Below are 24,039 nucleotides of genomic sequence, written 5' to 3' on the forward strand. Positions count from 1 at the left end.
TTAACACCTATTAAAATCAATCACTTATTGATGTATTAATTTATATCTATCTGTTTGAGATTCTGTACTATATTAAAATTTGTAATCTATGGTAAATACGGACGGATTAAGAGTTTTCTTAATCCGGAGACAAGGGTATGCTTATTTATATCGAACACAGGATGTGAATATTCGGTCAACTTCCGTCAATGCAGAATTGCCTTCTGCCATGTGATTTTATGTACCTGCCGGGTCAGGTTTAGCTGCGGACATCACGTCCCACAGTCAATAAGGATATGAGTATGACTACCCAAACGATGATGCAAAAACTGAATGCCCAAATGAACCTGGAGTTCTACGCCTCCAATTTGCACCTGCATTTGAGCGCGTGGTGCTCCGAAAACAGTCTTACTGGTTCAGCCACGTTCTTTCGTACTCAGGCGCAAAGTAACGTCACGCATATGATGCGCGTCTTTAACTTTCTGAAAGCTGCAGGGGCGAACCCTATCGTAAAAGCCCTGGACACGATCGACGATAACTACTCTTCGCTGGAAGAATTGTTCCAGAAAACGCTTGAAGAGTATGAACAGCGCTGCAGCACACTCAGCAAACTGGCTGATGAAGCCAAAGCACAGCACGACAGCATTACCCTGAAATTCCTGCGCGATATGGACAAAGAGCAGCAGCAGGACGGTACGCTGCTCAAAACGCTTGCGGACGAACTCCGCAATGCGAAGCATGCTGGTTTATGCCCGGAGCAGACTGACCGTCATCTGCTCGACATTGTTACCGTTCAGCGTCACTGAGCGCGACTGACCTGCTCCTGACCGGGGCAGGTTCCTCCCACAACCTCCTGCTTTGTCTGAGATTTAACAAATCAGATCTTGCTCCCAATGAATAACCCTACATCGTGTAATGATTTATTTAATTACATAATGTTTGACGAGGGAGCATCATGATCACCATTGAGTTTATTGTTGTTATTGCCTGTCTGCTGGTCGGGACCCGCTTTGGCGGGATGGGACTGGGGCTAATCAGCGGTATTGGCCTGTTTATTCTGAGTTTCATTTTTGGGCTTCAACCCGGCAAACCGCCGGTTGACGTGATGCTGACCATTCTCGCGGTGATTGGCTGTGCGGCCACCCTGCAGACTGCCGGTGGTCTGAACGTGATGATGCAGTTCGCCGAGCGTCTGTTGCGCAAACATCCGCAGCACATCACGCTCCTCGCCCCCTTCACCACCTGGATGCTGACCTTTCTGTGCGGCACGGGCCACGTGGTGTACACCATGTTCCCCATCATTGCCGATATTGCGCTGAAAAAAGGGATCCGCCCGGAACGCCCCATGGCGGTAGCCTCCGTGGCTTCGCAAATGGCCATCACCGCCTCGCCTGTATCGGTCGCGGTTGTGTCGCTGGTGTCGATTCTCGGCGCACAGCACGGGATTGGTCACGCGTGGGGGATCCTGGAGATCCTCGCCGTATCCGTACCTGCCTCGCTGTTTGGGGTGGCGATTGCGGCCCTGTGGAGTTTACGTCGCGGCAAAGATTTAGCGGATGACGTAGAGTTTCAGGAAAAGCTGAAAGATCCGAAACAGCGGGAATTTATCTATGGCGGCACGGAAACGCTCATGAATCAGCGCTTCCCGAAACAGGCCTACTGGTCCACCTGGATCTTCTTCACCGGGATTGCCATCGTGGTTCTGCTCGGTGCCCTGCCTGAATTGCGCCCTGCTTTTGAGGTAAAAGGCAAAATGGCGGCGCTTTCGATGAACCTGGTCATTCAGATGATGATGCTGATTGCCGGTGCTGTCATGCTAATGGCCTGCAAGGTGAATGCCTCTGCCATCTCGAACGGTGCGGTGTTTAAAGCGGGAATGGTTGCGATCTTCTCGGTGTTTGGCGTGGCGTGGATGAGCGATACCTTTTTCCAGGCGCATCTGGATGAACTGAAAATGGCGCTGGAAGGGGTCGTGAAAAGCCACCCATGGACCTATGCCATTGTACTGTTTCTGGTTTCTAAACTGGTGAACAGCCAGGCGGCGGCGTTAACTGCGGTTGCCCCGATGGGGTTAATGCTGGGCATCGATCCGAAAATGCTGATCGCCTTCTTCCCGGCCTCCTACGGCTACTTTGTCTTACCGACCTACCCCAGCGATCTGGCCTGCATCGGCTTTGACCGTTCAGGCACCACCCGCATCGGCAAATTTATCATCAACCACAGCTTCATCCTGCCGGGGCTGATCGGCGTGAGCTGCGCCTGTGCGGCGAGCTACCTGCTGGTCCAGACCTTCTTCTGACAGTATCTCGGGCGACTGACAGGGTCGCCCGTTTCACGGCTTAGTGAGACTCGCCCTGCGGGGTGAATCGCAGCTCAATCAGTGCGATGGCTTTCTGAATAGCGCGAAGCGTAACCGGATCGGCTGCCGCCGGATGGCTGGTAAAATCGATGTTTTTCAGCTGGGTCGACATTTTTTCACGCACTTCGACAGGCGCGATAACGTCAATCACATCAAGGATTTGCTTAATAACCAGCTGACAGGCAACGACGTCAGAGACCAGTTCCTGATCGGCGCTCAGGTTTTGTGACATGGGGTTTCTCCTTAGTTAAAGGCCGCCATAGTAGCAAACCGCGCGCCCTTTCATCTCTTTCTCGTCGCCTCCAGGCATAAAAAAACCTGCCGAAGCAGGTTTTTTATCAGAACATCGCACCCGGTGGGACGTCTTTGAAAGTCGTGCAGTAGTTAGCCCACATGCTTTTCAGGATTTTGCGCAGTTTCATTATGTTGCTCCAGTAACGTGTTATGCAGGTGTTATTGTCAATGCGCTTATAATATGACCACCATCACAAAAATCAATCATTTTGTGACGAACATCACACCAACAAATCCACCAGTGCTACAACAATGTTACGAAAAAAGCCGCAAAATCCACAGGTTACGCCCATATAAATTCCAGTAAATTTTTATAAAAAATTTTGATACGCCAGGAAAATTATGGGTGCAATCACACGCTGTTAGCCAACAATCCCCCGCACGAAGGCTTCGATCTCTTTATCCTGGCAGTTTTCAAAGAAACACTGCTGGAAGCGTTGACCGGATACGGCGGTTTTCACCAGTTCGGGATCGATGGCGCGCAGGGTATCGAGGTAATTTTCTTTTACCACCGCCGCTTTCACCTGATTCAGGATCCCCGCGTTACGCACCTGAGGCTCTTTACGCTCTGGCGGATACCCCTCGCCGTTACGGCCCGTGAAGGCTTTCTCAAAGATGAAGCGCACGTTCAATTCAGCGCCCCAGCCAAAGCCTTTGGCAAATGGCAGGGACAGCGCGTTACCGTTGTTGATCTGCGCAAACAGGAAGGCGTCAGCAGGATCGATGCAATAGCCGCAAATCACGCCCGGATGGATATTCAGCGACATCAGCGCCCCCTGGCCGGTGCCGCAGCCGGTCACGACAAAATCCACGGCTCTGGAATTCAGCAGAATGCTCGCCATAATGCCCAGATGGATATAGGTAAGATGGTGGTCGTTCTCGCCGCTCATTCCGACGTTATAGACCGGGAAGCCTTTTTCATCGGCAACGGCTTCTAGCTCATTAAGGATGATGGGATTTTTAGCTGCCTGGCTGTTTTCCATCATCAGCGCAATTTTCATCGTGTCTCTCCTGAATGTGTGGCGGACAAGCCCGCTGTGGATACCTTATCCCCTTAACCTTACTATCAAACAAACACTCTTTCAAATTAAGTGAAAATGCGTTTTAAAAAACGCAATTGCGCTCACAGTTTCGTGACCTGTTGCTGTTCGTTGCGAAGAGAAAGGGTTGATCTTCGGGCTATTCGAGGCATTGACTGGAACGGTGGACGCTAAAATAGCGTATTTCCCTCTTCACGCAGAGTGAACCATGAAAAGAGTAATCATCGCCGGAACGATCCTGCTTCTCGCGGGATGCAATGTTAACCGTCAGGCGGAGGTCAGTCACCTTGACGCCCCCAACGGGGTTGTCCGCCTCGACTACGGCCAGGCCATGCTGCAAAACGCCCATTCCGATGCGTATGTAAATAACGGCACCGCAGTGAAAGCCTGTCAGGGCATGGGATATGCCACCGCCTCCGCCTATGGTCAGCCTGTCAAAACCTGTACCCTGATTAGCGGATCGCTGTGCCTGAACGAGAGCGTGACCATTCAGTATAAATGCATGGGTTACGCCGTGAATCCTAACGTCACGAATCCATGGTATTAATGTCGTCTGCCAGCAGCGCTGGCAGTCTTTTTAATTAAGAACACAAACAATTCTCATTAATAAATATAAAACGTGCCAATGCGTGTTATTCCCATTCGTATTTTTAAATAAACAAATATTTATTTTACGTTTTGCAAATAATTAAATAACAAATTATAGTGTCGCTCATTGTGAACCAGAAATAATAAACCGGAGCGCCACCATGCTGAAAACTGAAATGATCGACAAGCTCAATGCTCAAATGAACCTTGAGCTTTATTCATCCCTTCTTTACCAGCAGATGAGCGCCTGGTGCAGCTATCACAGCTTTGAAGGTGCCGCCGCGTTTCTGCGTCGTCACGCACAGGAAGAGATGACGCACATGCAGCGTCTCTTTGATTATCTGACGGATACGGGCAGCCTGCCGCGCATTGATACGGTTGCCTCTCCGGTTGCGGAATACGGTTCTCTTGATGAACTGTTCCGCGCCACATACGAGCACGAACAGCTGATCACCCAGAAAATTAATGAACTGGTTCACGCTGCAATGACCAGCCAGGATTATCCGACCTTTAATTTCCTGCAATGGTACGTTGCTGAGCAACACGAAGAAGAAAAACTGTTTAAATCCGTGCTGGATAAATTGTCTCTGGCCGGTAAATCAGGTGAAGGTCTTTACTTTATTGATAAAGAACTGGCGACACTCGATACGCAGAATTAATTCCCACACGGTGCTGAACCCTCAGCACCGTTTTAATGCCCCTCTACTTATTACCTCTCCCCTTCGCCTCACCGTTCAACAGATGCTTGCCCCTCGCCAAAGCGTAAACTTAAAATTACACGGGTTGTAACGGTGATTTGACGAGTTCACGCTTTTCCCTTACTCTGCGCCGCAGATTAGGTCGCGATTAAGAATCGTTGTAGAGGAAAGCGTGAAAAACAGAGCTCTGGGAAGTATTTTCATCGTCGCAGGAACGACGATTGGCGCAGGAATGCTGGCCATGCCGTTGGCGGCCGCAGGCGTCGGATTTGGCGTAACGTTATTGCTTCTCGCCACACTCTGGGCATTGATGTGTTACACCGCTCTGCTGTTACTGGAGGTTTATCAGCACGTCCCTGCAGACACGGGTTTAGGTTCGTTGGCTGCACGCTACCTGGGACGTTATGGCCAGTGGGTTACAGGCTTTAGCATGATGTTCCTGATGTACGCCCTGACGGCTGCCTACATTAGCGGAGCCGGAGAGCTGATCGCGTCCAGCGTCAATGACGGGTTTGGTACACACATTACGCCAGGCACAGGCGCGGTCTTCTTCGCGCTCATCGGCGGCGGCGTGGTGTGTATTGGCACATCGCTTGTCGATCTGTTTAACCGCTTTCTGTTCAGCGCCAAGATTATTTTCCTGGTTGTGATGCTGGTTCTGCTTGCGCCGCACGTTCACAAGATTAACCTGCTGACGCTGCCGCTGGAAAAAGGGCTGGCGCTTTCCGCGATCCCGGTGATTTTCACCTCGTTCGGTTTTCACGGCAGCGTGCCGAGTATCGTCAGCTATATGAATGGCGATACCCGCAAGCTGCGCCGCATTTTTATCATCGGCAGCGCGATTCCGCTGGTCGCCTACATCTTCTGGCAACTGGTCACGCTGGGCAGCATTGACTCCTCAACCTTTATCGGTTTAATGGCTGCGCATTCCGGCCTGAATGGTTTCCTGATGGCGCTGCGTGAGGTGGTGACCTCTCCACACGTCGAACTGGCGGTACATTTGTTCGCTGACCTGGCGCTGGCGACGTCGTTTTTGGGCGTGGCGCTCGGCCTGTTTGATTATCTGGCCGATCTGTTCCAGCGCCGCAATACCGTTGCCGGACGCCTGCAAACGGGTGCAATTACCTTCCTGCCGCCACTGGCCTTTGCGCTGTTTTACCCGCGTGGCTTTGTAATGGCGCTGGGCTATGCGGGTGTGGCGTTATCCGTCCTCGCGCTGCTGTTGCCTTCCCTGCTGGCATGGAAGAGCCGTCAGCAGCATCCTCAGCAAGGTTATCGCGTGGCGGGGGGTAAACCGCTGCTGTGCATCGTCTCTGCCTGTGGCGTGGTGATTATTCTGGTGCAATTCCTCATAGCAGCGGGAATGCTGCCGGAAGTGGGGTAATAAAAAAGGGGCGACGATTAGCCCCTTTCTTTATTAATGCAAACAACAACTCTTGAACTTCTTCCCGCTGCCGCACGGACAAGGATCGTTACGCCCGACCTTCGTGCCGTTAATAATCGGTTTTTGTGTTTCCTGCTGCTGCGGGTTAGCAACCCAGTAGTTGTATAAACGCAGCGCCGCGGGCTGGATGCTCTCGACGCTGGCGGTATACTCTTCTTCGGTCAGTTCATCCAGCTTTTCGCTGCCCTCTTCCGTCCCGTGCAGAGCAATCACATCCAGATCGGCTTTCAGTTCGTCAGGCAGTGACGACCAGTCGGTCAGCGCCACGCCGCGCATGTAGCCATAGCACCACTCTTCAACCACGGTGTAGCTTTGTCCATCAACGTCGTTAAAACCAAACATGGGCTCGAACTGATCAGGATACTCGCTCAGGCGCTCAGCAATGTCGTTCATATGCTTAAAGCAGAGATCGATAAAACGGTTCATTTCACGATCGTTTTTCCAGCGCGGAATGTACTTCTCGCCGCCCCAGACCGCTACCAGCCAGGCATCGGGTTCAACCACCCTTGGGCCGGAAAGCACTGCGGTAAGCATGCCGTCCAGTTCGGATACGTCAATCACGGACGCATCGTCATGACCGTAAGACATTAACGTCTCTTCCAGCCACTCCATTTCGCTTTCATTTAATGGGCCTTCAGTCATTGCTGACACTCCTGATAAAAAAGGAAACGATCCTAACACATATCGTACGCCTTTCCTGGCTGAAGTTGAGGTCTTTATTGCTGCAAAAACGTGCAAATCGTGACCCTTGCACAACTTATGGGCTTTGTTGTTAACGAGATGTGATCTCCGCTGTAATTTCAGTGCGTCCCGCAAGGCAGCGTAAATCGGCGCTCTATACTCAACTATGTCGCAACCCGGTCAATGGGTTAACCATTCTGGCAACGATTTTGCTTAATGTTCTGCGCGCAAATAGCGCATGGAAACCTCGCCGTATTAAGCAGGATGTGGCCTGGATTTTGTTCGTTTAGTGCATGTTGTTCTCGATCTTATTTATAGATTGGCTGCGCCGTAGGGCGTTTGGGTTGACGCCGTGGTGCAAAAACCTCTTTGCTAAGGAACACAATAATGTCGCTGAAATTTATCAGAAGTCCCCTTTCTCTTGTGTTAGCCGGTTGTCTGGTGACGGCATTTTCCGCCCAGGCCGATATTGTGATTGGCGTGGCCGGGCCGTTTACAGGCCCAAATGCCACCTATGGCGATCAGTACTGGCATGGCGCAACGCAGGCCGCAGAAGACATTAACGCCGCGGGAGGGATCAACGGTGAGAAAATTAAGCTGGTTCAGGGAGATGATGCCTGCGAGCCTAAACAGGCTGTTGCCGTCGCTAACCGTTTAGTCGACCAGGACAAAGTCAATGCGGTTGTCGGCCATTTCTGCTCCTCTTCCACCATGCCCGCCTCAGAGGTGTATAGCGATGCAGGCATTATTGCCATCACCCCAGGCTCAACTAACCCCCTCATTACCGAGCGCGGCATGAGCGATATGTTCCGCATGTGCGGGCGGGACGATCAGCAGGGGCAAGTCGCCAGCGACTTCATCATCGATAAGCTGAAGGCCAAACGCGTGGTGATCATTCACGATAAAGACACCTACGGTCAGGGGTTAGCGGACGCCACCAAAGCGGCGCTTGTCAAACGCGGCGTGAAGGATGTGATGTATGAAGGCTTATCACGTGGGGAAAAAGACTTTAACGCGCTGGTAACGAAAATTGGCGCGCAAAAACCGGACGTGGTGTTCTTCGGGGGCTGCCACCCTGAAGCGGGTCCGCTGGTGCGCCAGATGCGTGAACAGGGCGTACAGGCGAAATTCTTCTCAGGGGACTGTATCGTCAATGAAGAGATGGTCACCGCCGCGGGTGGCCCGCAGTACACCAACGGTATCTACATGACCTTTGGTAAAGATCCGCGACTGATCCCGGACGGTAAAGCGGTGATTGAGAAATTCCGCGCCGGTAAATTCGAACCAGAAGGGTACACCCTTTACTCCTATGCCTCCATCCAGGCCATTGCCGCCGCCTTCAAAGCCACCGGAGGCAAAGACTCCGCCAAAGCCAGCGAGTGGCTGAAAGCGAACGCCGTCGACACGGTGATGGGCAAAAAAGCCTGGGACAGCAAGGGCGATCTGAAAGTGTCTGACTACGTGGTTTATCAGTGGGACGACAAGGGAAAATATAAGGAAGTGCAGTAACGGGACGGAGTCACGCTCAACGTCGGCAGGTTCGCCTGCCGACGCGGAATACACATCGGGCTGCACGCGTCGTGCGGCCTATAAAAAGAGCGCGCGATGATGAGTACATTCTTCCTGCAACAGTTAATCAACGGATTAACGCTGGGCTCCGTCTACGGCTTAATCGCCATCGGCTACACCATGGTGTACGGCATCATTGGCATGATCAACTTCGCCCATGGCGAAGTGTATATGATCTCGGCCTATCTCTGCGCCATCGGACTGGCCCTGCTGTCATTCTTCGGTCTTGAGTCGTTTCCCCTGCTGATTCTGGGCACGCTGGCGTTCACCATCGTGGTGACGGGCGTGTATGGCTGGACTATTGAGCGTATCGCCTATAAACCCCTGCGAAACTCCACCCGACTGGCACCGCTGATCTCCGCCATCGGGATGTCGCTGATTTTGCAAAACTACGCCCAGCTGAGCCAGGGCCCCCGCCAGCAAGGCGTGCCAACCATGCTGGACGGCGTACTTCGCGTGCATCTGGGAGAAGGTTTCGTCCAGATCACCTACACCAAAATCTTTATTCTGATCGCCTCGTTCGCGGGCATGCTGCTGCTCACCTGGATAATCAGCCATACCCGGCTGGGGCGGATGTGTCGTGCGGTGCAGCAGGATCGCAAAATGGCCTCCATTCTGGGGATCAATACCGACAGGATCATTTCGCTGGTCTTTGTGATCGGCGCGGCGATGGCCGGGCTGGCGGGGGTATTGATTACCATGAACTATGGCACCTTTGATTTCTACGTGGGCTTTGTCATCGGCATAAAAGCCTTTACGGCGGCGGTGCTGGGCGGCATCGGCTCTCTGCCGGGCGCCATGCTCGGCGGGTTGATTCTGGGAGTGGCGGAAGCGCAATTCTCCGGGATGGTGAACTCGGATTATAAAGACGTGTTCTCGTTTGGGCTGCTGGTATTGATCCTGATTTTCCGTCCTCAGGGTCTGCTGGGCCGCCCTGTCGTGGCGAAGGTGTGAGGGTGAAGACGATGACATCTGCCGGTTTCTCCCTTAAACGCTGCATTCTGGATGCCGTATTTTCCGGGCTGGTTGCTTTGATTATCTTTGGCCCTATCGCTGGCGTAGTTCTCGACGGTTACAGCTTTAACTTTGCCGGACAACGGCTGGCGTGGATGATTGCCATCGTCATGCTGGGCCGTTTTTTGCTGAGCATCTTCCTGCAGACCGCCCCCGGTGCGCGTTTCCAGGCGAGGTTTGAAGCGGACAGCGCGGGGGTGTATGTCCGCCCTCCCGGATACAAGAGCCGCATGCGTTGGATTATTCCGCTGGTTATTACGCTTGCGATCTGCTTTCCGTTTGTGGCGACCAAATACGTGCTGACCGTTGCCATTCTGGGGCTGATCTATGTTCTGCTCGGCCTCGGGCTGAATATTGTGGTCGGCCTTGCGGGGCTGTTGGATCTGGGGTATGTCGCCTTTTACGCGATTGGCGCGTATGGCCTCGCCCTGGGGTATCAGTATCTGGGGCTAGGGTTCTGGAGCATGCTGCCGCTGGCGGCGCTGATGGCCGCCGCCGCCGGTGCGCTGCTTGGCTTCCCGGTGCTTCGCATGCATGGGGATTATCTGGCAATCGTGACGCTCGGGTTTGGCGAGATTATCCGCCTGGTGCTCAATAACTGGCTGACCTTCACTGGCGGCCCAAATGGCGTTTCAGCCCCTGCCCCCACCTTTTTTGGTCTGGAGTTTGGCCGACGCGCCAAAGAAGGCGGCGTGCCCTTCCACGATTTTTTCCATCTGACCTATAACCCAAACATGAAGTTTATCTTTATTTACGCCGTGCTGTTTTTGGTGGTGCTGATGGTGCTCTACATCAAGCACCGCCTGACGCGAATGCCGATTGGTCGGGCGTGGGAGGCATTACGAGAAGATGAAATTGCCTGCCGCTCAATGGGTCTTAATCACGTGCTGGTGAAGCTTTCTGCTTTTACGCTAGGCGCGTCAACGGCCGGGATTGCAGGGGTTTTCTTCGCCACCTACCAGGGGTTCGTTAATCCCACCTCCTTTACCTTTTTTGAATCCGCACTGATTCTGGCCATCGTGGTGCTGGGCGGGATGGGTTCAACGCTGGGCGTTGTGCTGGCCGCCTTTGTCCTGACCGTCACGCCGGAACTGCTGCGCAGCTTTGCCGAGTATCGCGTGCTGCTGTTTGGCGTGCTGATGGTGGTCATGATGATCTGGCGTCCGCGCGGTTTGATCCGCATTAACCGCAGCGGCTATGCCGTGCGTAAGGGGGTCGCGCCATGAACGGAACCATATTACGCGTTGAGCACCTGATGATGCACTTTGGCGGGATTAAAGCGTTAAATGACGTCAACCTTGATGTACAACGCGGGTCGATTACCGCCCTCATCGGGCCTAACGGCGCGGGGAAAACAACCGTGTTTAACTGTCTGACGGGCTTCTACAGGGCGTCCGGCGGAAATATCTTATTCAACACCCGCAGTAATACCACCAATGTGATTCAGGTTCTCGGTCAAAAATTCCAGCCCGGTGACTGGATTAACCCAGCCCGGTTAGGGTCGCGTCTTTTCTACAAAATGTTCGGTGGAACACACCTGGTAAACCGCGCGGGGCTTGCGCGCACGTTCCAGAATATCCGCCTGTTTCGCGAGATGTCGGTCGTCGAAAACCTGCTGGTTGCACAGCATATGCGTGTAAATCGCAATCTCCTCGCCGGTGTGCTCAACACCCCCGCCTATCGTCGGGCGGAAAGTGATGCCCTCGATCGTGCATTTTACTGGCTGGAAGTGGTGGACCTGGTGGACTGCGCCAACCGCCTCGCGGGGGAAATGTCTTACGGTCAACAGCGACGCCTCGAAATCGCCCGGGCAATGTGTACTGGTCCGGAGATGATCTGCCTAGATGAACCTGCCGCAGGCCTGAACCCGGTGGAAACGCACAAGCTCAGCAGCATTATCCGTTTTCTGCGCGACCACCACGACATCACGGTATTACTGATTGAGCATGATATGGGGATGGTGATGGAGATTTCGGACGACATTATCGTGCTCGACCACGGAGACGTCATTGCGCGGGGGAAACCAGAGCAGATCCAGCACGATGAGAAAGTGATTGCCGCCTACCTGGGCACCGACGAGAGCGAGGTTAACCTGTGAGCGAAATGATGCTGGAATTTCGGGAGGTGGACGTTTTCTACGGCGTGATCCAGGCACTGAAACAGGTTTCCCTTGAGGTTAACAAAGGCGAAACCGTGGCGTTGATTGGCGCTAACGGTGCAGGAAAATCGACATTATTGATGTCTATCTTTGGTCAACCCCGGGTCCGGGGTGGGCAGATCCTGTTTTGCGGAGAGGATATCAGCCATAAATCCACCCACTACGTCGCGTCCGGCGGTATCGCCCAGGCGCCCGAAGGACGGCGTATCTTCCCGGATATGACGGTGGAAGAGAACCTGCTGATGGGCACCATCCCGATTGGAAACCAGTTTGCATCTGAAGATATGCAAAGCATGTTCGACCTTTTCCCCCGCCTCAAGGAGCGGCGTAAACAGCGTGCGATGACCATGTCCGGCGGAGAACAGCAGATGCTGGCGATTGCGCGGGCCTTAATGAGCCGTCCTAAGCTACTGCTGCTGGATGAACCCAGCCTGGGCCTGGCCCCTATCGTGGTGAAACAGATTTTCCAGACGCTGCGCGAGCTGGCACGCAACGGCATGACCATTTTTCTGGTTGAGCAGAATGCGCACCACGCGCTGAAGCTGTCCGATCGCGGGTATGTGATGGTTAACGGACAGATCCGCTTGAGCGGCAGCGGCGAGGAGCTGCTGGGAAATCAGGACGTGAGAAAGGCGTATCTGGGTGGAGTTTGAGCGTAAATTGCAGGCACAAAAAAACCACCTTTCGGTGGTTTCACGACACTGCTTATTGCTTTGATTATTCTTTGCTTTCCCATGGTAGCCGGAGTGGGACTTGAACCCACACAGCGCGAACGCCGAGGGATTTTAAATTGGTTGTTAAAACTCATAAAATCAATGCGTTGTGGATTTTTTCCGAACATAGAGCAAAACTACAACACTTTAAATACATGAACTTACAACCTATTCGCAATCAATCTTCGGAATGGTTAGTGAATAGATATTCGCTAGTCAGTAGCCCTGTACCACGCCTGCCAGCGATAGATGTTTGTCCGCAGCTCGCGCACACAGTCAGTCGTCTGAGTATCCGCCTGCAGGTCTTCGTCGCTATCCCGCCCGGCGTTACTTGCCTTGCACGGCGGGCTCATCAAATCCTGGGATATTGTTGGCCGCGTCGATTGCTCGCTGCCGCAGCTGCACAGCGTGATCGTCAAAATCGCACTTAGTATGATTCGGGTCGTTAACATATTTCACCACGTCTCGGTAAATGGTCCGGTAAATCACCTTCCCTTCTGCGCTGGCCGCTGCCGCTTTCTGCTCACTAGTGGCGACGACTTTCTCAGCCTTTTTGTTTTTCGCTGCATGCTCACTGTTTACCTTTTCGCTATGGGCGTACCAGCCTTTCAGATAATCCGCGTAAAAGGCAACAACGAAAAGCGCCAGCAGAACGGCCAGCACTAACAGCTTTGCTTTAACGGTCACTGGTCTATCCCCCAGCACGTCAATGCGCTTTCCTGCTCCCGGCGATCGACCTGACCATAGCAACCGTTCTTCTGGCCTTTGGTCAGGCGGCAGTCGCGGCCACCGTCTTTAATCCACCAGCGGATCGCTTCACATGCACCTTTGCGGTCACCGGAATTGATGCGCTTGTAGAACGTCGAGGGAAAACATTTACCGGGCCCGATATTGTACGGGCAGAACGAAGCAATACCCGCTTTCTGCGGTTCGGTCAGCGGTACCTTGATATTGCGCTCTACCCACGCCAGAGCCTTATCCCGTTCGATGGCGTTCACCTGGTCGCATTTCGCCTGCGTCAGCTTCAAACCCTGCACTACCGGTCTACCATCAACCATCGTGGCACCGCGGCAAATTGTCCAGATACCACCGCCGTCTTTGTACGCTGTTAGGCTGTTTCCCTCTTTCTCATTCAGGAACTGGTCGAGGATTACGGATGCAGGTGCACCGGCAAGTACTAAGCCCAGAACGGCGGCGCTGAGTTTAGTCTTGCTGGTAGCCATTATCACGGGCCTCTTTTCGACGATCGTCTTTGATTTTGAAATACAGGTTGGTCAGATATGTCAGTAAACCAAATAGAATACTGGCAAGGACGCCAATTGCAGCCCACTGGCTAGGGCTCACTTTATCGAGTAGTTGCAGCAGCCAGTAGCCAAAGCTGCCAATAGATGTGCCGTACGACAGCCCCGCCGCTACGTCTGAAAGGTTGTTCATCCTCATGCCTCACCCCCTGTGGGGAAAATCTTTATGTGAGTTGAGGGTAAACGCGGAAACTGGTCGGAATCCCGACCATCGGCAGTGTACAGTCAGTGACATGTCAGTCTAAAATAGTTAAATTACAAAAAATTTAATTTGGGGTTAGTTAAAAGTGAATACTCTGACGTCTGAGCAAAGTTTATCTATAAGCTATATGAAAGCGATAGGCATCATTGTTGTAGTGATTGGTCATTACACAAGCGGTTTTTTCAATGTGATGCAGCCTTATTTGTACCATATGCCTTTATTCTTTTTTGTTGGTGGATTAACATTAAAAAATGAGATAGTTACTTTCAATGCATTAAGAAAGCTATCAAAAAAAATAATCCCGTATATTTTTGTGACTTATATTCTCACAGGTATCTTGGCGATAGCATTAAGTAAATTCACAGGATTGTATTTCGGCGATCCATTCACTACCAATCCACTGGAAAAAAATTTTCACAATAATCCATTATTTCTTGTTTGTTGGTTTTTGCTTGCTTATTATTTATCCTCAATAGTTTCACGACTTATAATTTCAGTAACTACTGAGTCTAAATTCCAAAGTATCACCTTAATTATCATTGCAGTACTTGTTGGTTTTGTCGCTCTTCATCTCTGCGCCGTAAAATTTAAGGAGACTGGTTATCAATTTTATAATGTTTCTGCTCAGTCACTTTATGGCGCAATGTTCATGCTGCTCGGTTATTCGTTGAAAAAACAATCACTATCTATGTATAACCCAATAGTCGCTATGATTATGATAACCGCAACAGGAACAATCATATCATTTGGACTAACAAAACAAAGTGCTATGGCATGGTCGACATATCCATCAGGGTTTATTATGACGTCAGTGACATCAATGATCTGTATATTTGTCGTGGTGATATTTTCTAACATTCTATCATCTAGAGAAAATTACCTCTTGAAAATTATAGGTGATAATTCAAAATCTATAATGTCATGGCATTTATCTGTATTTGCAATATTGAATTTATTTTTCCTGCTCATTGGATTTGAAAACAATGCAAATGGCAAATTGAGCAATATCTACAATCAATATTCATTTGCATTATATGTAATTCTCGGCATTATAGTGCCACTACTCCCCATGTTAATAAAAACAAAATTACAACACAATAAGTTAGTTGCAGAGCGCCACTAAGGCGCTCTTTTTTTAGAATGCTACGTTATCTGCCAGTACTGCCCCTGTACCTGTTGAGTTTACTCCAGATGCTACCGCATTCCAGCGAGTACCTGTAACTGTATTGTTTACTCCTGTCTCTCTGACCGCTCCACCTGTTGCTGAACTTCCTGTGATATGTGTGTTACGCAAAGTAACGCCACGGCAATTCACATCAATGTAAACTCCATATGTACCGGTATTACTTACATCGTGACCAGAAATATTATTACCAATCGCATTTACAGAATAGCAATTTTCAAAACGCAGCCCTTCCTGCCTAGCATATCTAATAATGTTATTACTAACTAAACCATTTGAAAGACCTGTTACTAGTATAGCCTGTGCTAAAGTCGTTACTGTTCGACTGCCAGCATTATCAACTACATTATTGGATATATTAAATCCGCTAAATGTATCAGTCGGCTCTGTCCTGTAAACGTAAATCCCATATAGCGTACTATCATGTATGCTATTACCTGTAATAACCAGGTCTGCCATTACTTGGTTTTTGAAATCAGTTTCTGATGCAGCAGCGAGACCATAAACGCGAATTCCCCTTGCACAGCCAGTAATCACGTTATTTGATACGACATGCCCCCTAAAGTTCAAATCTCCAAGGAATATACCATCATCTCCGGAGTTGATCCTGTTGTTCACTATACGACTAAAATCACACCTTTGGTTGTCGATAGCGTTCCCAAGGAAGCCTTCTATAGCGTTACCAGATGCTTCAAAGTGCCTCTGACTTTGTGTGCTAATGCACTGGTTGTAAGGGTATCCAGTTTTCGCCGAAAAATAGTTACCTACAACTCTATTATATAGGCAGTAAGTTTCAGTAAGGCCGGGGTATGTATAAGGCTTTCTAAAAATAACCCCCCAATTACAATTTGTTGCCCTGTTATTTGAAATTGCGCACTGGAATGCACCATCCATAACAATGGTATTCTTATCGTAATTTACTCCTGAGTTACCACAGTTGTTAAATAAATTCCTATCGATGGTAATATCGCTGCAAAAGATGTTATTGGTGTAATCACCACTTACACCTATCCCAGGCATTTTAAGATTAAGGAACTGGCATCCTGATACTTTAGACGTAGAACTACCAGAAGCAAAAATAATACCTCTACTCGTTAATCCTGTAGTTCCGTCAAAAATTATGTCGGTAATAGTTTTCCCGGAGCCTGACACTCTCATCATTGTACTGTTGTTGACAGCTGGCTCAGTTATCTTACCACCGTAAACAGAACAAGGATTGGAGTTATACACTTCAATTGCGCCACCAGATATAAGATAGGTTCTGCCAAGAAGATCCGTCTTAGACGCGCTTGCAATAGCCCTGTTAATAGCAACCACATCGTTTGTAACGCCATCACCAAGCGCGCCGAACATAAGCGGGTTTGTAACATCAGCATTGATACGTAACCAAACAGCTCCACCCGCAGTCTTGATTATCGTACCGTTGTTATCTGTATAGGTAGAACCAGAAAGAACAGCACGGAACTGACCACCACCCAGCCTGGTACCTACCGTATGCTCGCGAAGAGTAATTCGCTGCTTATCATACGTAGGTTCTATTGTGCGCAGAACAGCAATTGTCGGGCATTCACCAATGTATTTTTCACCATCATTGGAAGCCAGCTGAATCATCACATCTGAAGCTGAACCTGATGCAGGCAGTACTACAATAGGCCTACCTGAGTTGTCAAAAGCCAGTAATTTATTTGCTCGAAGAGGCGCGGCAGGAAGTTGTTCAACATAAGCCTCTGGCACCCTTAGCGTGCGAACAAGTGTATTATTTTCTAAATATTTTTTAGTTACTGCATCCTGACTATCCACAGGGTCGCCCAGGTTGGCAATACGGTAACCTTCCGCGTTAAATGACCCACCAAGCAAAGGCCTGCGTAAGGCCAGTCCAAGGTAAATAAACGAACGCTGTATTGCCATCCACAAGCGATCAAAATCCTTATTGACTGTATCGGCCAGAAGGTCACCATTATCCTGGTAATCTGTAAGCCGGTATGTTGGTACCACTCGCTCCAGCATTACAACAGAGCCGCTTGCAGGAGGAGTGATAAAGGTGACATCGCCGCCACCGACGTTTCCCGTCCCTGAAACGCTATACCCGCTGGTAACCGTTGTACCGTTGATCGATACCTGTAGATCTGCAGCGTTGATAATGTAAAACTCGAAGGGAAAAACGGTCGTCAGACCGTTGGCGTTATAAATAATATATGGCGTCTGGTTAGGTACCGACATGATGCGAAACCTCTGGCGGGTTAATAATCGACGTTGACCAGATGATCTCCGTCACTTAACTGCCAATCTTCGCGCGCATGTCCGGTCGGAATCCCGACCACTTTCCCGATACGTACCGGGGTCTGACTTATTGCACCAGCGCCGGAATCAATAAAATCGTCTGGCTGGTTGGTCAGCGCCGGATTAAAGTCACGCATCTGGTCATAGACAGGGCCGTCGAGCACGTCGGTATGAGCCCACAGGAACCGCGACGACAGCGGCGCTTCGAACGCATCGAGGATGCGTTTCTGCTTGTTGGTGATGCTGAATTCTTCACGTACGCCGCAGCCGGTACCCTTAAGCGCCTGACGAAGTAATTTGCCCGCGAAACTGCCTGGTCCGTTCACCTCAACGCACACAACCGGAATCTGGTATTTGAGCACCAGCTCTTTTATCTGTGCGACCTGCCCGCCGGTGATTTTGTCGTTGTCGTCAAATTCAGCCAGCTCCCCCGTAAGCTCCTGGCAGATGTGCCAGTACAAATGCCCTCGGGCATCAGTCAGCATCAGCGAGAACGCCGAAGCATCAGCCTTAACTTTACCTGTGGCCACATCCCACCAGGCGACAGCCCCAACAATTTGCACGTTACCAAGCCAGAGCGAGGCCGTACGGTTCGCATAGCGGATCTGCGGGTGGATGTTGTACTCACGGATGCGGTCAGGATCGAGACGAACGTCGCCAACGGGCTTACTGTGCAGCTGATACTGGCTATCCCACTCGTTAATGGTGCGAGTTTCTTTGCGACGATTCTCCATTTCCTCCCGGGTGAATCGTTCAGGCCAGGCGCAGTCCGCATAAAAATCGATAACTGTGTCCGGTGCAGATGCAAACTCAACGCCGTCGGCGGTCAGCTTATAATCCACATTTTCGACCAGCAGCCGCGCCGCCTTGTGGATGCCCGCAAAAACATACTCCGGTCGAAAAGGCACTGCATAGCGCAGTTCCGTGGCGTCTTTAGCCTCAATACGCTTTTCTTTCTCAAACAACCGGATGGTCAGGCAGTCGGCGCCCATAGACTCAACCTCATCGTAAAGGCTGTCATGCGTGTGCGGCGTACCGATGTAGAGTTTGCGGCCGCCAGGGATAAGAATATGAGTCTGCTCGCCCAGGCGATAGCGCAGTTTTTCGCGCGCCTCGGGCGTCTGTATATTACGCGGTACCTCTACGTCATCATTCTGGCATTCGTTGGCACGCGCCGAGGTAACGTTAGACAGGATGCCTTTGGCGTACATGCTGCCGTTACGTAAATCCAGCGCGCCGTTGACCCACCACTGCTCAACTGTCCCCTGCCCGTCCGGTAACATGCCTTTGGTCAACGGATGGTTGCGCAGAACGTTCTGCGTGTCGCGGCTGGTTTTATACGCGGTACCGTCGGATTCAGACTGGTGCAAAATGCGATACTGCCGATCGCAGTAATACCGCCAGGCATTATAGACAGCAAGGATCGTTGATTTACCGAACCCACGGAAACAGCGGAGCACCGCGAGGTTTCCGCGATGCTCCAGCCAGTGGCAGGCCTGATAGTGGCAGTCCGGAACGTCCCAGTTCATTCGCTCCGCCCACATTAAAAAGAAGGCGAGGAACGAAATCATTTTTTCCCTTCCTGCAGGCGCTCAATAATCGCGGCCGCCTCCCGCTCAGCTTTTGAAACCTGCTGGCCCAGCGCAAAGGCTTCGTCATCCTCTCCGGGATTATCCGACGGTGTACCGCCTCGCGTCTGCATGCCGATAAGTGAATGCACCTTAATCAAGAGCGTCAGCGATGCAGCTGCATTCTTCTTATCCCAGTAGCGGTCGCCGCGTTCGTCTTTGGTCAGTTCGCTCGGTTTCTTCCCCGCCCCCGGCCAGTTTCCCGGATCGGCTTCTTCGAGCACCACATCGGTAAGTTTATCGCTCAGCGCGGTAAGGCGTGTTTTGTAATCCTGATGCATAAAAAAGCCCCGTAGTGAATACAGGGCTATGATGGCGCGGGTTTAAGGTCGGAATCCTGACTAATCTGGCTGTTTGAGCTTATCGACTTCTTGCTTAATATTTTCTGCGACCGCTAATAGCTTTATTGCCTCTAACCTATTCATTTTCAAATGCAGCTCATAGTCTGCATCACATCGCTTGTGATGCGCAGCTCTAAGCTTTAAACCAATTTTCTCAAGTTGAGCCGCGTCAAAATTATAGTCTGTCGCTGCATCACCATTGCATAGGTATTCTGATAGCCTTTTATGCTCACCAAAGGGAAAGGGATTTCCGCTTTTATCATTCTTTGGAATTGGCTTATTAATTACATCACGGACTGCATGGAACATGTAATAATAGGCTCTACTGATTGCATTGCGAGTCCAAGTTTCACCACTCTTATCAAGCGAGTCTTTAGCTACGTTTAGAAAACAATCAAATTGCACCGCCATTAATTATCATCCCCTAATTTAGGTTCAAAAAAAGCGATACAATTTTTGGACTTAATCCCAGCAGAAACAATTCGATCAAATAATAAATCATCCAATCGAATCAAATAATCTACATCATCAGTGTCAATTGCATAAACACATGCATACTCACCTTCATGACAAGAGATACGTCGTTTAAGGCGTGGTAATCTTTCTTCCTCAGCTATCTGACGAACAACTGCGCCTAAGGCGCGCAAATCAGATGCAACGGCAGGACCTGCATCACGCAACAATTGTCTCGTTACCATACCGCTTCCAAATAGATCTAACTGGACTTTATTGAATCTTTTAGGCATTTCCATGGATTCAATAATTTCTGTCGTATGATTCAACAGTTCAATATCTACCCAATAAGAAGCAAGAGTATGTGCATATGATAAGGTCAATAACCCCTTATACTCTACACTACGGTTGACAACCTCCCACTCTTTACTGAGCAGATGTCGGTACCTCAAAGCCGAGGCATAGTTACACCATGACTGTGAAACGTTTGGGTCATAAGCGACAGCCTGTTCACAAAGTGCAATGCCCTCCTCATCATTTTCATTGAGGAAAGCCAACAGCCCCTGAATGCACCACCGATGATGTGGTACATCGATTTTATCGGCTTCACGCGCCAACAGTCTAAGCTCAAAAGGACTCAACAAGAGTTCTCCAGAGACTAAAGACGGTTTGATTTTTCCAACAAGTTCATTGGTTTTCGGCAGCGCAAGAGGCATTTTAAGTATTCATCGAAGTAAAATTAGGTTAACTATACCTGCTCAGAGTGCCGTACGCCAATACAAGGAATAGCGCACAACTAAAAAATTCTGGCCTACTGGACTTGAAATGAGCGTTTAGTTCAGAGCCCCAAACCTGCACAACTAACGCATACCAGGATCAATCTGGTTTATCAACGGTGCTATCCAGAACAGATTGTTTCCCGGCAGTAGCGTACGCACGTTATGCATTACCCGATCACCGGCATCGCCGTTGAGCACGCCAGCGGTCACATCAGTAATGGTATCGAGCAGGCCAAACGTTGGGCCAAGCGCAGAGCCAATAAAGCCGCGACTGGCGTAACGTGACTGAGTTCCGGTACCTAGCAAAGCCCCCAGCCCGACCATGCCTCCGGAGGCCTTTTCCGCCATATTGTTATACTCCATCAGCGGGCCGAGAATACCGGAACGGTCAATACCTTCAATGACCAGTTTCTGAGGTGACCAGTCAAACTCTTTGCCGTTTGCAGACTGCTTAAGCGCGTACGTCAGTGCACCTAGTCCAATCTGAAAAGCGGTACCATAGTAAAACTGACCGGTTCCCTCCTGCAGACCGCCCAGCGTGGCGCGGTTATAGGATGCTGTGGCGAACGATTTAAACTGGAAGATGGTTTTACCCAGCGGTGTGCTCGCCCACAGCGGTGTATCACCGATCCCCGGGGTTATAACGGTATTGTTCACATCTTTCAGCACCGCCGACTGAAAAACGCCAGCAACGTGCTGATCGTCCCATTTTTCAAAATTGCCGATATGCCAGCCGTTGATTACCTCACCGTGTTTTTCGAACTCGCTGCGAATACGCGCGGCCATATTGTCGTTAATTCCGAGCTTAGCCAGGCGGCGGCCAGCGAACGCGCCGGAAAGAATACCGTCGGACGTGATCATACCGTTTACCGATTTGTTCATATCGTCGAAGTGACCCATCAGGGTGAGCTTACCGAACGCATCGGTGACGCGTTCCATACCCGCTTCTACCGCCGTGGTTCGTGCGGAGCTATCCACCAGGTCACCCATCGTACGCGCACGGGTGTGCAGGATGGTTTCCAGGCCAACGGCCATTTTTAACTGTTCTGCGCGGCTTGCCTTGAATGCCGGTGAGCGGGTGATCAACGCAGAGTAACCGCGCATGGTGTTGCCAAATCCGTTAACCATCACGCCGCGCGCAAGGTCAGGAATAGCGGAAACGGCCATACCGCCCAGCTTGGTGACAAAGTTAGCACTGCGCAGAAACGCACCAGCTCGTACGAAAAATGATGAGGGATCGTCCGGCATGCCGTAGGTGCCCGCCAGGCGATCGCGTAGCGCGGTAATATCGCGGATATCGTTATCGCGGGCTTTCGCCAGCTTCGCCTGGTCTTTAGGATTCTGACGCATCAGCGCATCGTATTCGTCCTGAATATCCTTGAGCTGCTTTTCCAGCGATTTGTTACCAAATGCGCGCGTCAGCTCAACCTCTGCCGACGCCTCGCGAATGTGGCGCTGTAGCACGTAGTTGGCGTCGCTCTCCAGATAGTCTTTCATCAGGCGATCGGGAACGCTGAGCGTACGTGCCCAGGTGCTGGCGGCCGCTTTTACCATAAAGACGTTTGCGAAATCCTGCGGGATTTTTGCGCCGACGATTTTATTGATCGTGGCATCAGCAGTAATTTCCGCCTCTTCGCGGGACATGGTTTTCTCACCGCGCGACCACCAGTCAACCAGCATGACGCGAAATTTATCGCGCTCGTTAACGATCTTGCCGACTTTGTACACGCGCGGGAAATAACTCTCCTGCCCGATGACTTTTAGCTCCTCGTCAGGTGGCAGCAGACCAAGCTTTTGCTGGGCCACTTTCACCCGGTTAACAACGGTGCGCATTGCCTGCGCCGCTTCCTGCACCACCGGGTTAGCATGTACATCGCCGCTGCGCATGGCGTTACCAACTTCCTCGCGGAACTGGGAAAAACTCAGGTCACCGCCTGAGGCTTTGTACTGGCTGTAGGCCTGCTTGTTCGTCACCACGACGGCGGCCTCTTCACGACGCCACCCACGAACGCGGGTTTCTGCCGCGATGGGTGTCTCAATGCCGCGGGCATTGCCCTGCAGTGTGTAGTTATTCTCAGCCAGCTCCAGCGCCGTACGGCGGGAGGTTTTCGACGGTGACTCCATCAGGCGAGTAAACGGTGTCAGATAGCTGCCCGCCTTACGTGCCAGCTTACCAACCGGTCCGCCAGCTGCCGGGGTGAGATCCTCGAGCGTGGCCTCACTGATCCGCGCCGCGCCGACGCTGCCACCTTCGGGAAGCGAGGCAGCAGCCGTGTCCGTCGCTGACGTGATACTCATATTATCGAGCGCGTCAGCCACTTCGCGCGTGGCCGCTGTGCGAACAGAGGGTGACAGCGCTGCACCCGCCGCCGCAAATACGCCGCTCATCAACGCACCGGCTGCGACGTGGGAAGCGCTCTCCCCCCACGTGCGGGTAATCTGCTGGTTATTCAGCGCAACCTCGCTCGCTGCTGTTGCAGCTGCACCGATTGCAGCCTGTGATGCAATACGGGCCACAGAGCCCCCCTGAGCGCCGGGGATAAACATCGAAGCCACTGTAACCGGGTCGACAACCCCGGCGGCAATGCTGGCGATAGCCCCCTCCCCGCCAGCCTCGGAAAGTACCCGACGGTCCTCGTTTTCGTCGTCGATCTGCTGTTTCAGCCAGGCAGTTTCTTCCGGCGAACGGGAGTCAGCAAAGGCGGATCCCCATTGTTCGTACCCGTGCAGCTCGTTTTTATCAGCATACGGGTTATATGCAGCCCCTGCCAGCGTTTCGGAGCCGTATTTATCGTACAACTGATTCGCGTAATCGCTCGCCAGCAGGGCGTTTTGCTCCTCGTCTGCCGGGTTATATTCAACACCGCGCTTTGCCGCCAGCTCTTTGCCCGTGTCCGGCATAAGCTGGTATTTACCCTGCGCACCGGCTGGAGAGGTTATAACGCTGCCGTCGGGGCTGAAATGCTTACCGCCGGATTCGACGATACCGATAGCACGCATATCCATAGCGCCGGTATCTTTCACCGGAAAATCGCCATTTAACCAGCCCTGAGGGTTGGTAACGGCATAGTTTTGGGCTCGCTGGTCCATCGCCCGCAAATTGGCCTCAGAAACAGCCTGGTCGATTTGTTCCTGCGACCAGCCTTGTGCCTGGCCATACAACGAAATGGAGTGCTGTCGTGCTCCTCGAATCAGCGCAGCAGCCTGCGGATCGTCAAACGCCCCCGCTTCCTGCTCAACGGAGGATTTCACCGTCGCATCGAGCTGCTGGCGCTGGGCCTGTTCGGTTTGAGTACGCTCAAAGCTGTTATAGGTGCTGGTGCGGCGGATCTGAC

The 24,039-nt window shown here is 51.4% G+C and carries 24 protein-coding genes; 11 read left to right on the forward strand and 13 right to left on the reverse strand.

Features of this window, described 5'->3' with window-relative positions:
• Positions 1 to 281 precede the first annotated feature (281 nt).
• Positions 282 to 785 (forward strand): non-heme ferritin-like protein, encoded by a 504-nt coding sequence (locus HV355_RS02600; RefSeq protein ID WP_108417562.1) that lies wholly within the window; start codon positions 282 to 284, stop codon positions 783 to 785.
• A 149-nt stretch (positions 786 to 934) separates the two neighbouring features.
• Positions 935 to 2,278, forward strand: a complete 1,344-nt coding sequence (locus HV355_RS02605; RefSeq protein WP_010432467.1) for an anaerobic C4-dicarboxylate transporter — start codon at positions 935 to 937, stop codon at positions 2,276 to 2,278.
• Positions 2,279 to 2,318: 40 nt separating this feature from the next.
• On the opposite strand, the gene HV355_RS02610 is transcribed toward HV355_RS02605, so the two are convergent.
• The 3 genes from HV355_RS02610 to HV355_RS02620 form a co-directional block, all read right to left on the reverse strand.
• Positions 2,319 to 2,570 (reverse strand): DUF2766 family protein, encoded by a 252-nt coding sequence (locus tag HV355_RS02610; RefSeq protein WP_006176098.1) that lies wholly within the window; start codon positions 2,568 to 2,570, stop codon positions 2,319 to 2,321.
• A 106-nt stretch (positions 2,571 to 2,676) separates the two neighbouring features.
• Positions 2,677 to 2,760: a stress response protein AzuC gene (gene azuC / locus HV355_RS02615; RefSeq protein WP_003859682.1), complete on the reverse strand. Its 84-nt coding sequence runs from the start codon at positions 2,758 to 2,760 to the stop codon at positions 2,677 to 2,679.
• A gap of 234 nt (positions 2,761 to 2,994) precedes the next feature.
• On the reverse strand, positions 2,995 to 3,633 hold the full coding sequence (locus tag HV355_RS02620) for an RpiB/LacA/LacB family sugar-phosphate isomerase (RefSeq protein WP_182400806.1): 639 nt from the start codon (positions 3,631 to 3,633) through the stop codon (positions 2,995 to 2,997).
• Between the two features lie 247 nt (positions 3,634 to 3,880).
• Here HV355_RS02620 and yecR point away from each other — a divergent pair, with 247 nt between their 5' ends.
• The 3 genes from yecR to tyrP all read left to right on the forward strand — a co-directional run bounded on the left by yecR (position 3,881) and on the right by tyrP (position 6,342).
• Positions 3,881 to 4,219, forward strand: coding sequence for a YecR family lipoprotein (gene yecR, locus HV355_RS02625; RefSeq protein ID WP_010432455.1), 339 nt, complete (start codon positions 3,881 to 3,883; stop codon positions 4,217 to 4,219).
• A 202-nt stretch (positions 4,220 to 4,421) separates the two neighbouring features.
• Positions 4,422 to 4,919, forward strand: coding sequence for a non-heme ferritin (gene ftnA / locus HV355_RS02630; RefSeq protein ID WP_010432452.1), 498 nt, complete (start codon positions 4,422 to 4,424; stop codon positions 4,917 to 4,919).
• Between the two features lie 211 nt (positions 4,920 to 5,130).
• Positions 5,131 to 6,342, forward strand: a complete 1,212-nt coding sequence (gene tyrP / locus HV355_RS02635) for a tyrosine transporter TyrP (RefSeq protein ID WP_182400807.1) — start codon at positions 5,131 to 5,133, stop codon at positions 6,340 to 6,342.
• A 33-nt stretch (positions 6,343 to 6,375) separates the two neighbouring features.
• Here tyrP and HV355_RS02640 read toward each other — a convergent pair whose 3' ends face one another.
• A complete protein-coding gene (locus HV355_RS02640) occupies positions 6,376 to 7,044 on the reverse strand; it encodes a YecA family protein (protein WP_174339756.1) in 669 nt (222 codons plus the stop codon).
• Between the two features lie 426 nt (positions 7,045 to 7,470).
• On the opposite strand from HV355_RS02640, the gene HV355_RS02645 reads away from it, so the two are divergent.
• The 5 genes from HV355_RS02645 (at position 7,471) to HV355_RS02665 (ending at position 12,477) form a co-directional block, all read left to right on the forward strand.
• Positions 7,471 to 8,592 carry a branched-chain amino acid ABC transporter substrate-binding protein gene (locus HV355_RS02645; protein ID WP_182400808.1) on the forward strand — a complete coding sequence of 374 codons (1,122 nt, stop codon included), beginning with the start codon at positions 7,471 to 7,473 and terminating at the stop codon, positions 8,590 to 8,592.
• Between the two features lie 99 nt (positions 8,593 to 8,691).
• On the forward strand, positions 8,692 to 9,606 hold the full coding sequence (locus tag HV355_RS02650; protein ID WP_089598431.1) for a branched-chain amino acid ABC transporter permease LivH: 915 nt from the start codon (positions 8,692 to 8,694) through the stop codon (positions 9,604 to 9,606).
• 11 nt (positions 9,607 to 9,617) lie between these two features.
• Positions 9,618 to 10,892, forward strand: coding sequence for a high-affinity branched-chain amino acid ABC transporter permease LivM (livM, locus tag HV355_RS02655; RefSeq protein ID WP_182401224.1), 1,275 nt, complete (start codon positions 9,618 to 9,620; stop codon positions 10,890 to 10,892).
• Complete coding sequence (locus tag HV355_RS02660; protein WP_120157972.1) at positions 10,889 to 11,764, forward strand: ATP-binding cassette domain-containing protein; 876 nt, start codon at positions 10,889 to 10,891, stop codon at positions 11,762 to 11,764. The genes livM and HV355_RS02660 overlap by 4 nt, the downstream gene beginning before the upstream one ends.
• The gene (locus HV355_RS02665) at positions 11,761 to 12,477 is read left to right on the forward strand and encodes an ABC transporter ATP-binding protein (protein ID WP_174339757.1); all 717 of its coding nucleotides are present in this window, start codon (positions 11,761 to 11,763) and stop codon (positions 12,475 to 12,477) included. Before HV355_RS02660 ends, HV355_RS02665 begins: the two co-directional genes overlap by 4 nt.
• Positions 12,478 to 12,864: 387 nt before the next feature.
• On the opposite strand, the gene HV355_RS02670 is transcribed toward HV355_RS02665, so the two are convergent.
• Genes HV355_RS02670 through HV355_RS02680 form a run of 3 tightly spaced genes read right to left on the reverse strand, consistent with a single transcriptional unit; the run spans position 12,865 to position 13,971 of the window.
• Positions 12,865 to 13,224, reverse strand: a complete 360-nt coding sequence (locus tag HV355_RS02670; protein ID WP_182400809.1) for a hypothetical protein — start codon at positions 13,222 to 13,224, stop codon at positions 12,865 to 12,867.
• A complete protein-coding gene (locus HV355_RS02675) occupies positions 13,221 to 13,760 on the reverse strand; it encodes a lysozyme (RefSeq protein ID WP_182400810.1) in 540 nt (179 codons plus the stop codon). The genes HV355_RS02670 and HV355_RS02675 overlap by 4 nt, the downstream gene beginning before the upstream one ends.
• Positions 13,741 to 13,971: a class II holin family protein gene (locus HV355_RS02680; RefSeq protein ID WP_015571338.1), complete on the reverse strand. Its 231-nt coding sequence runs from the start codon at positions 13,969 to 13,971 to the stop codon at positions 13,741 to 13,743. Before HV355_RS02680 ends, HV355_RS02675 begins: the two co-directional genes overlap by 20 nt.
• Positions 13,972 to 14,125: 154 nt before the next feature.
• Here HV355_RS02680 and HV355_RS02685 point away from each other — a divergent pair, with 154 nt between their 5' ends.
• Positions 14,126 to 15,163: an acyltransferase family protein gene (locus tag HV355_RS02685; protein WP_182400811.1), complete on the forward strand. Its 1,038-nt coding sequence runs from the start codon at positions 14,126 to 14,128 to the stop codon at positions 15,161 to 15,163.
• Positions 15,164 to 15,175: 12 nt separating this feature from the next.
• Here HV355_RS02685 and HV355_RS02690 read toward each other — a convergent pair whose 3' ends face one another.
• The 6 genes from HV355_RS02690 to HV355_RS02715 all read right to left on the reverse strand — a co-directional run bounded on the left by HV355_RS02690 (position 15,176) and on the right by HV355_RS02715 (position 23,956).
• Entirely contained in the window at positions 15,176 to 17,443 is a 2,268-nt protein-coding gene (locus tag HV355_RS02690; protein WP_182400812.1) for a phage tail fiber protein, read from the reverse strand.
• A gap of 20 nt (positions 17,444 to 17,463) precedes the next feature.
• Positions 17,464 to 19,074, reverse strand: coding sequence for a phage terminase large subunit (gene terL / locus HV355_RS02695; protein ID WP_182400813.1), 1,611 nt, complete (start codon positions 19,072 to 19,074; stop codon positions 17,464 to 17,466).
• Entirely contained in the window at positions 19,071 to 19,412 is a 342-nt protein-coding gene (locus HV355_RS02700) for a hypothetical protein (protein WP_182400814.1), read from the reverse strand. The genes terL and HV355_RS02700 overlap by 4 nt, the downstream gene beginning before the upstream one ends.
• Positions 19,413 to 19,472: 60 nt before the next feature.
• On the reverse strand, positions 19,473 to 19,883 hold the full coding sequence (locus HV355_RS02705) for a hypothetical protein (RefSeq protein WP_182400815.1): 411 nt from the start codon (positions 19,881 to 19,883) through the stop codon (positions 19,473 to 19,475).
• The gene (locus HV355_RS02710; RefSeq protein WP_032609563.1) at positions 19,883 to 20,641 is read right to left on the reverse strand and encodes a hypothetical protein; all 759 of its coding nucleotides are present in this window, start codon (positions 20,639 to 20,641) and stop codon (positions 19,883 to 19,885) included. The genes HV355_RS02705 and HV355_RS02710 overlap by 1 nt, the downstream gene beginning before the upstream one ends.
• A 144-nt stretch (positions 20,642 to 20,785) precedes the next feature.
• Positions 20,786 to 23,956: a transglycosylase SLT domain-containing protein gene (locus tag HV355_RS02715; RefSeq protein WP_346010218.1), complete on the reverse strand. Its 3,171-nt coding sequence runs from the start codon at positions 23,954 to 23,956 to the stop codon at positions 20,786 to 20,788.
• Between the last annotated feature and the right edge of the window lie 83 nt (positions 23,957 to 24,039).

It is taken from the genome of Enterobacter sp. RHBSTW-01064, from assembly GCF_014103035.1.
Classification (GTDB): domain Bacteria; phylum Pseudomonadota; class Gammaproteobacteria; order Enterobacterales; family Enterobacteriaceae; genus Enterobacter; species Enterobacter mori.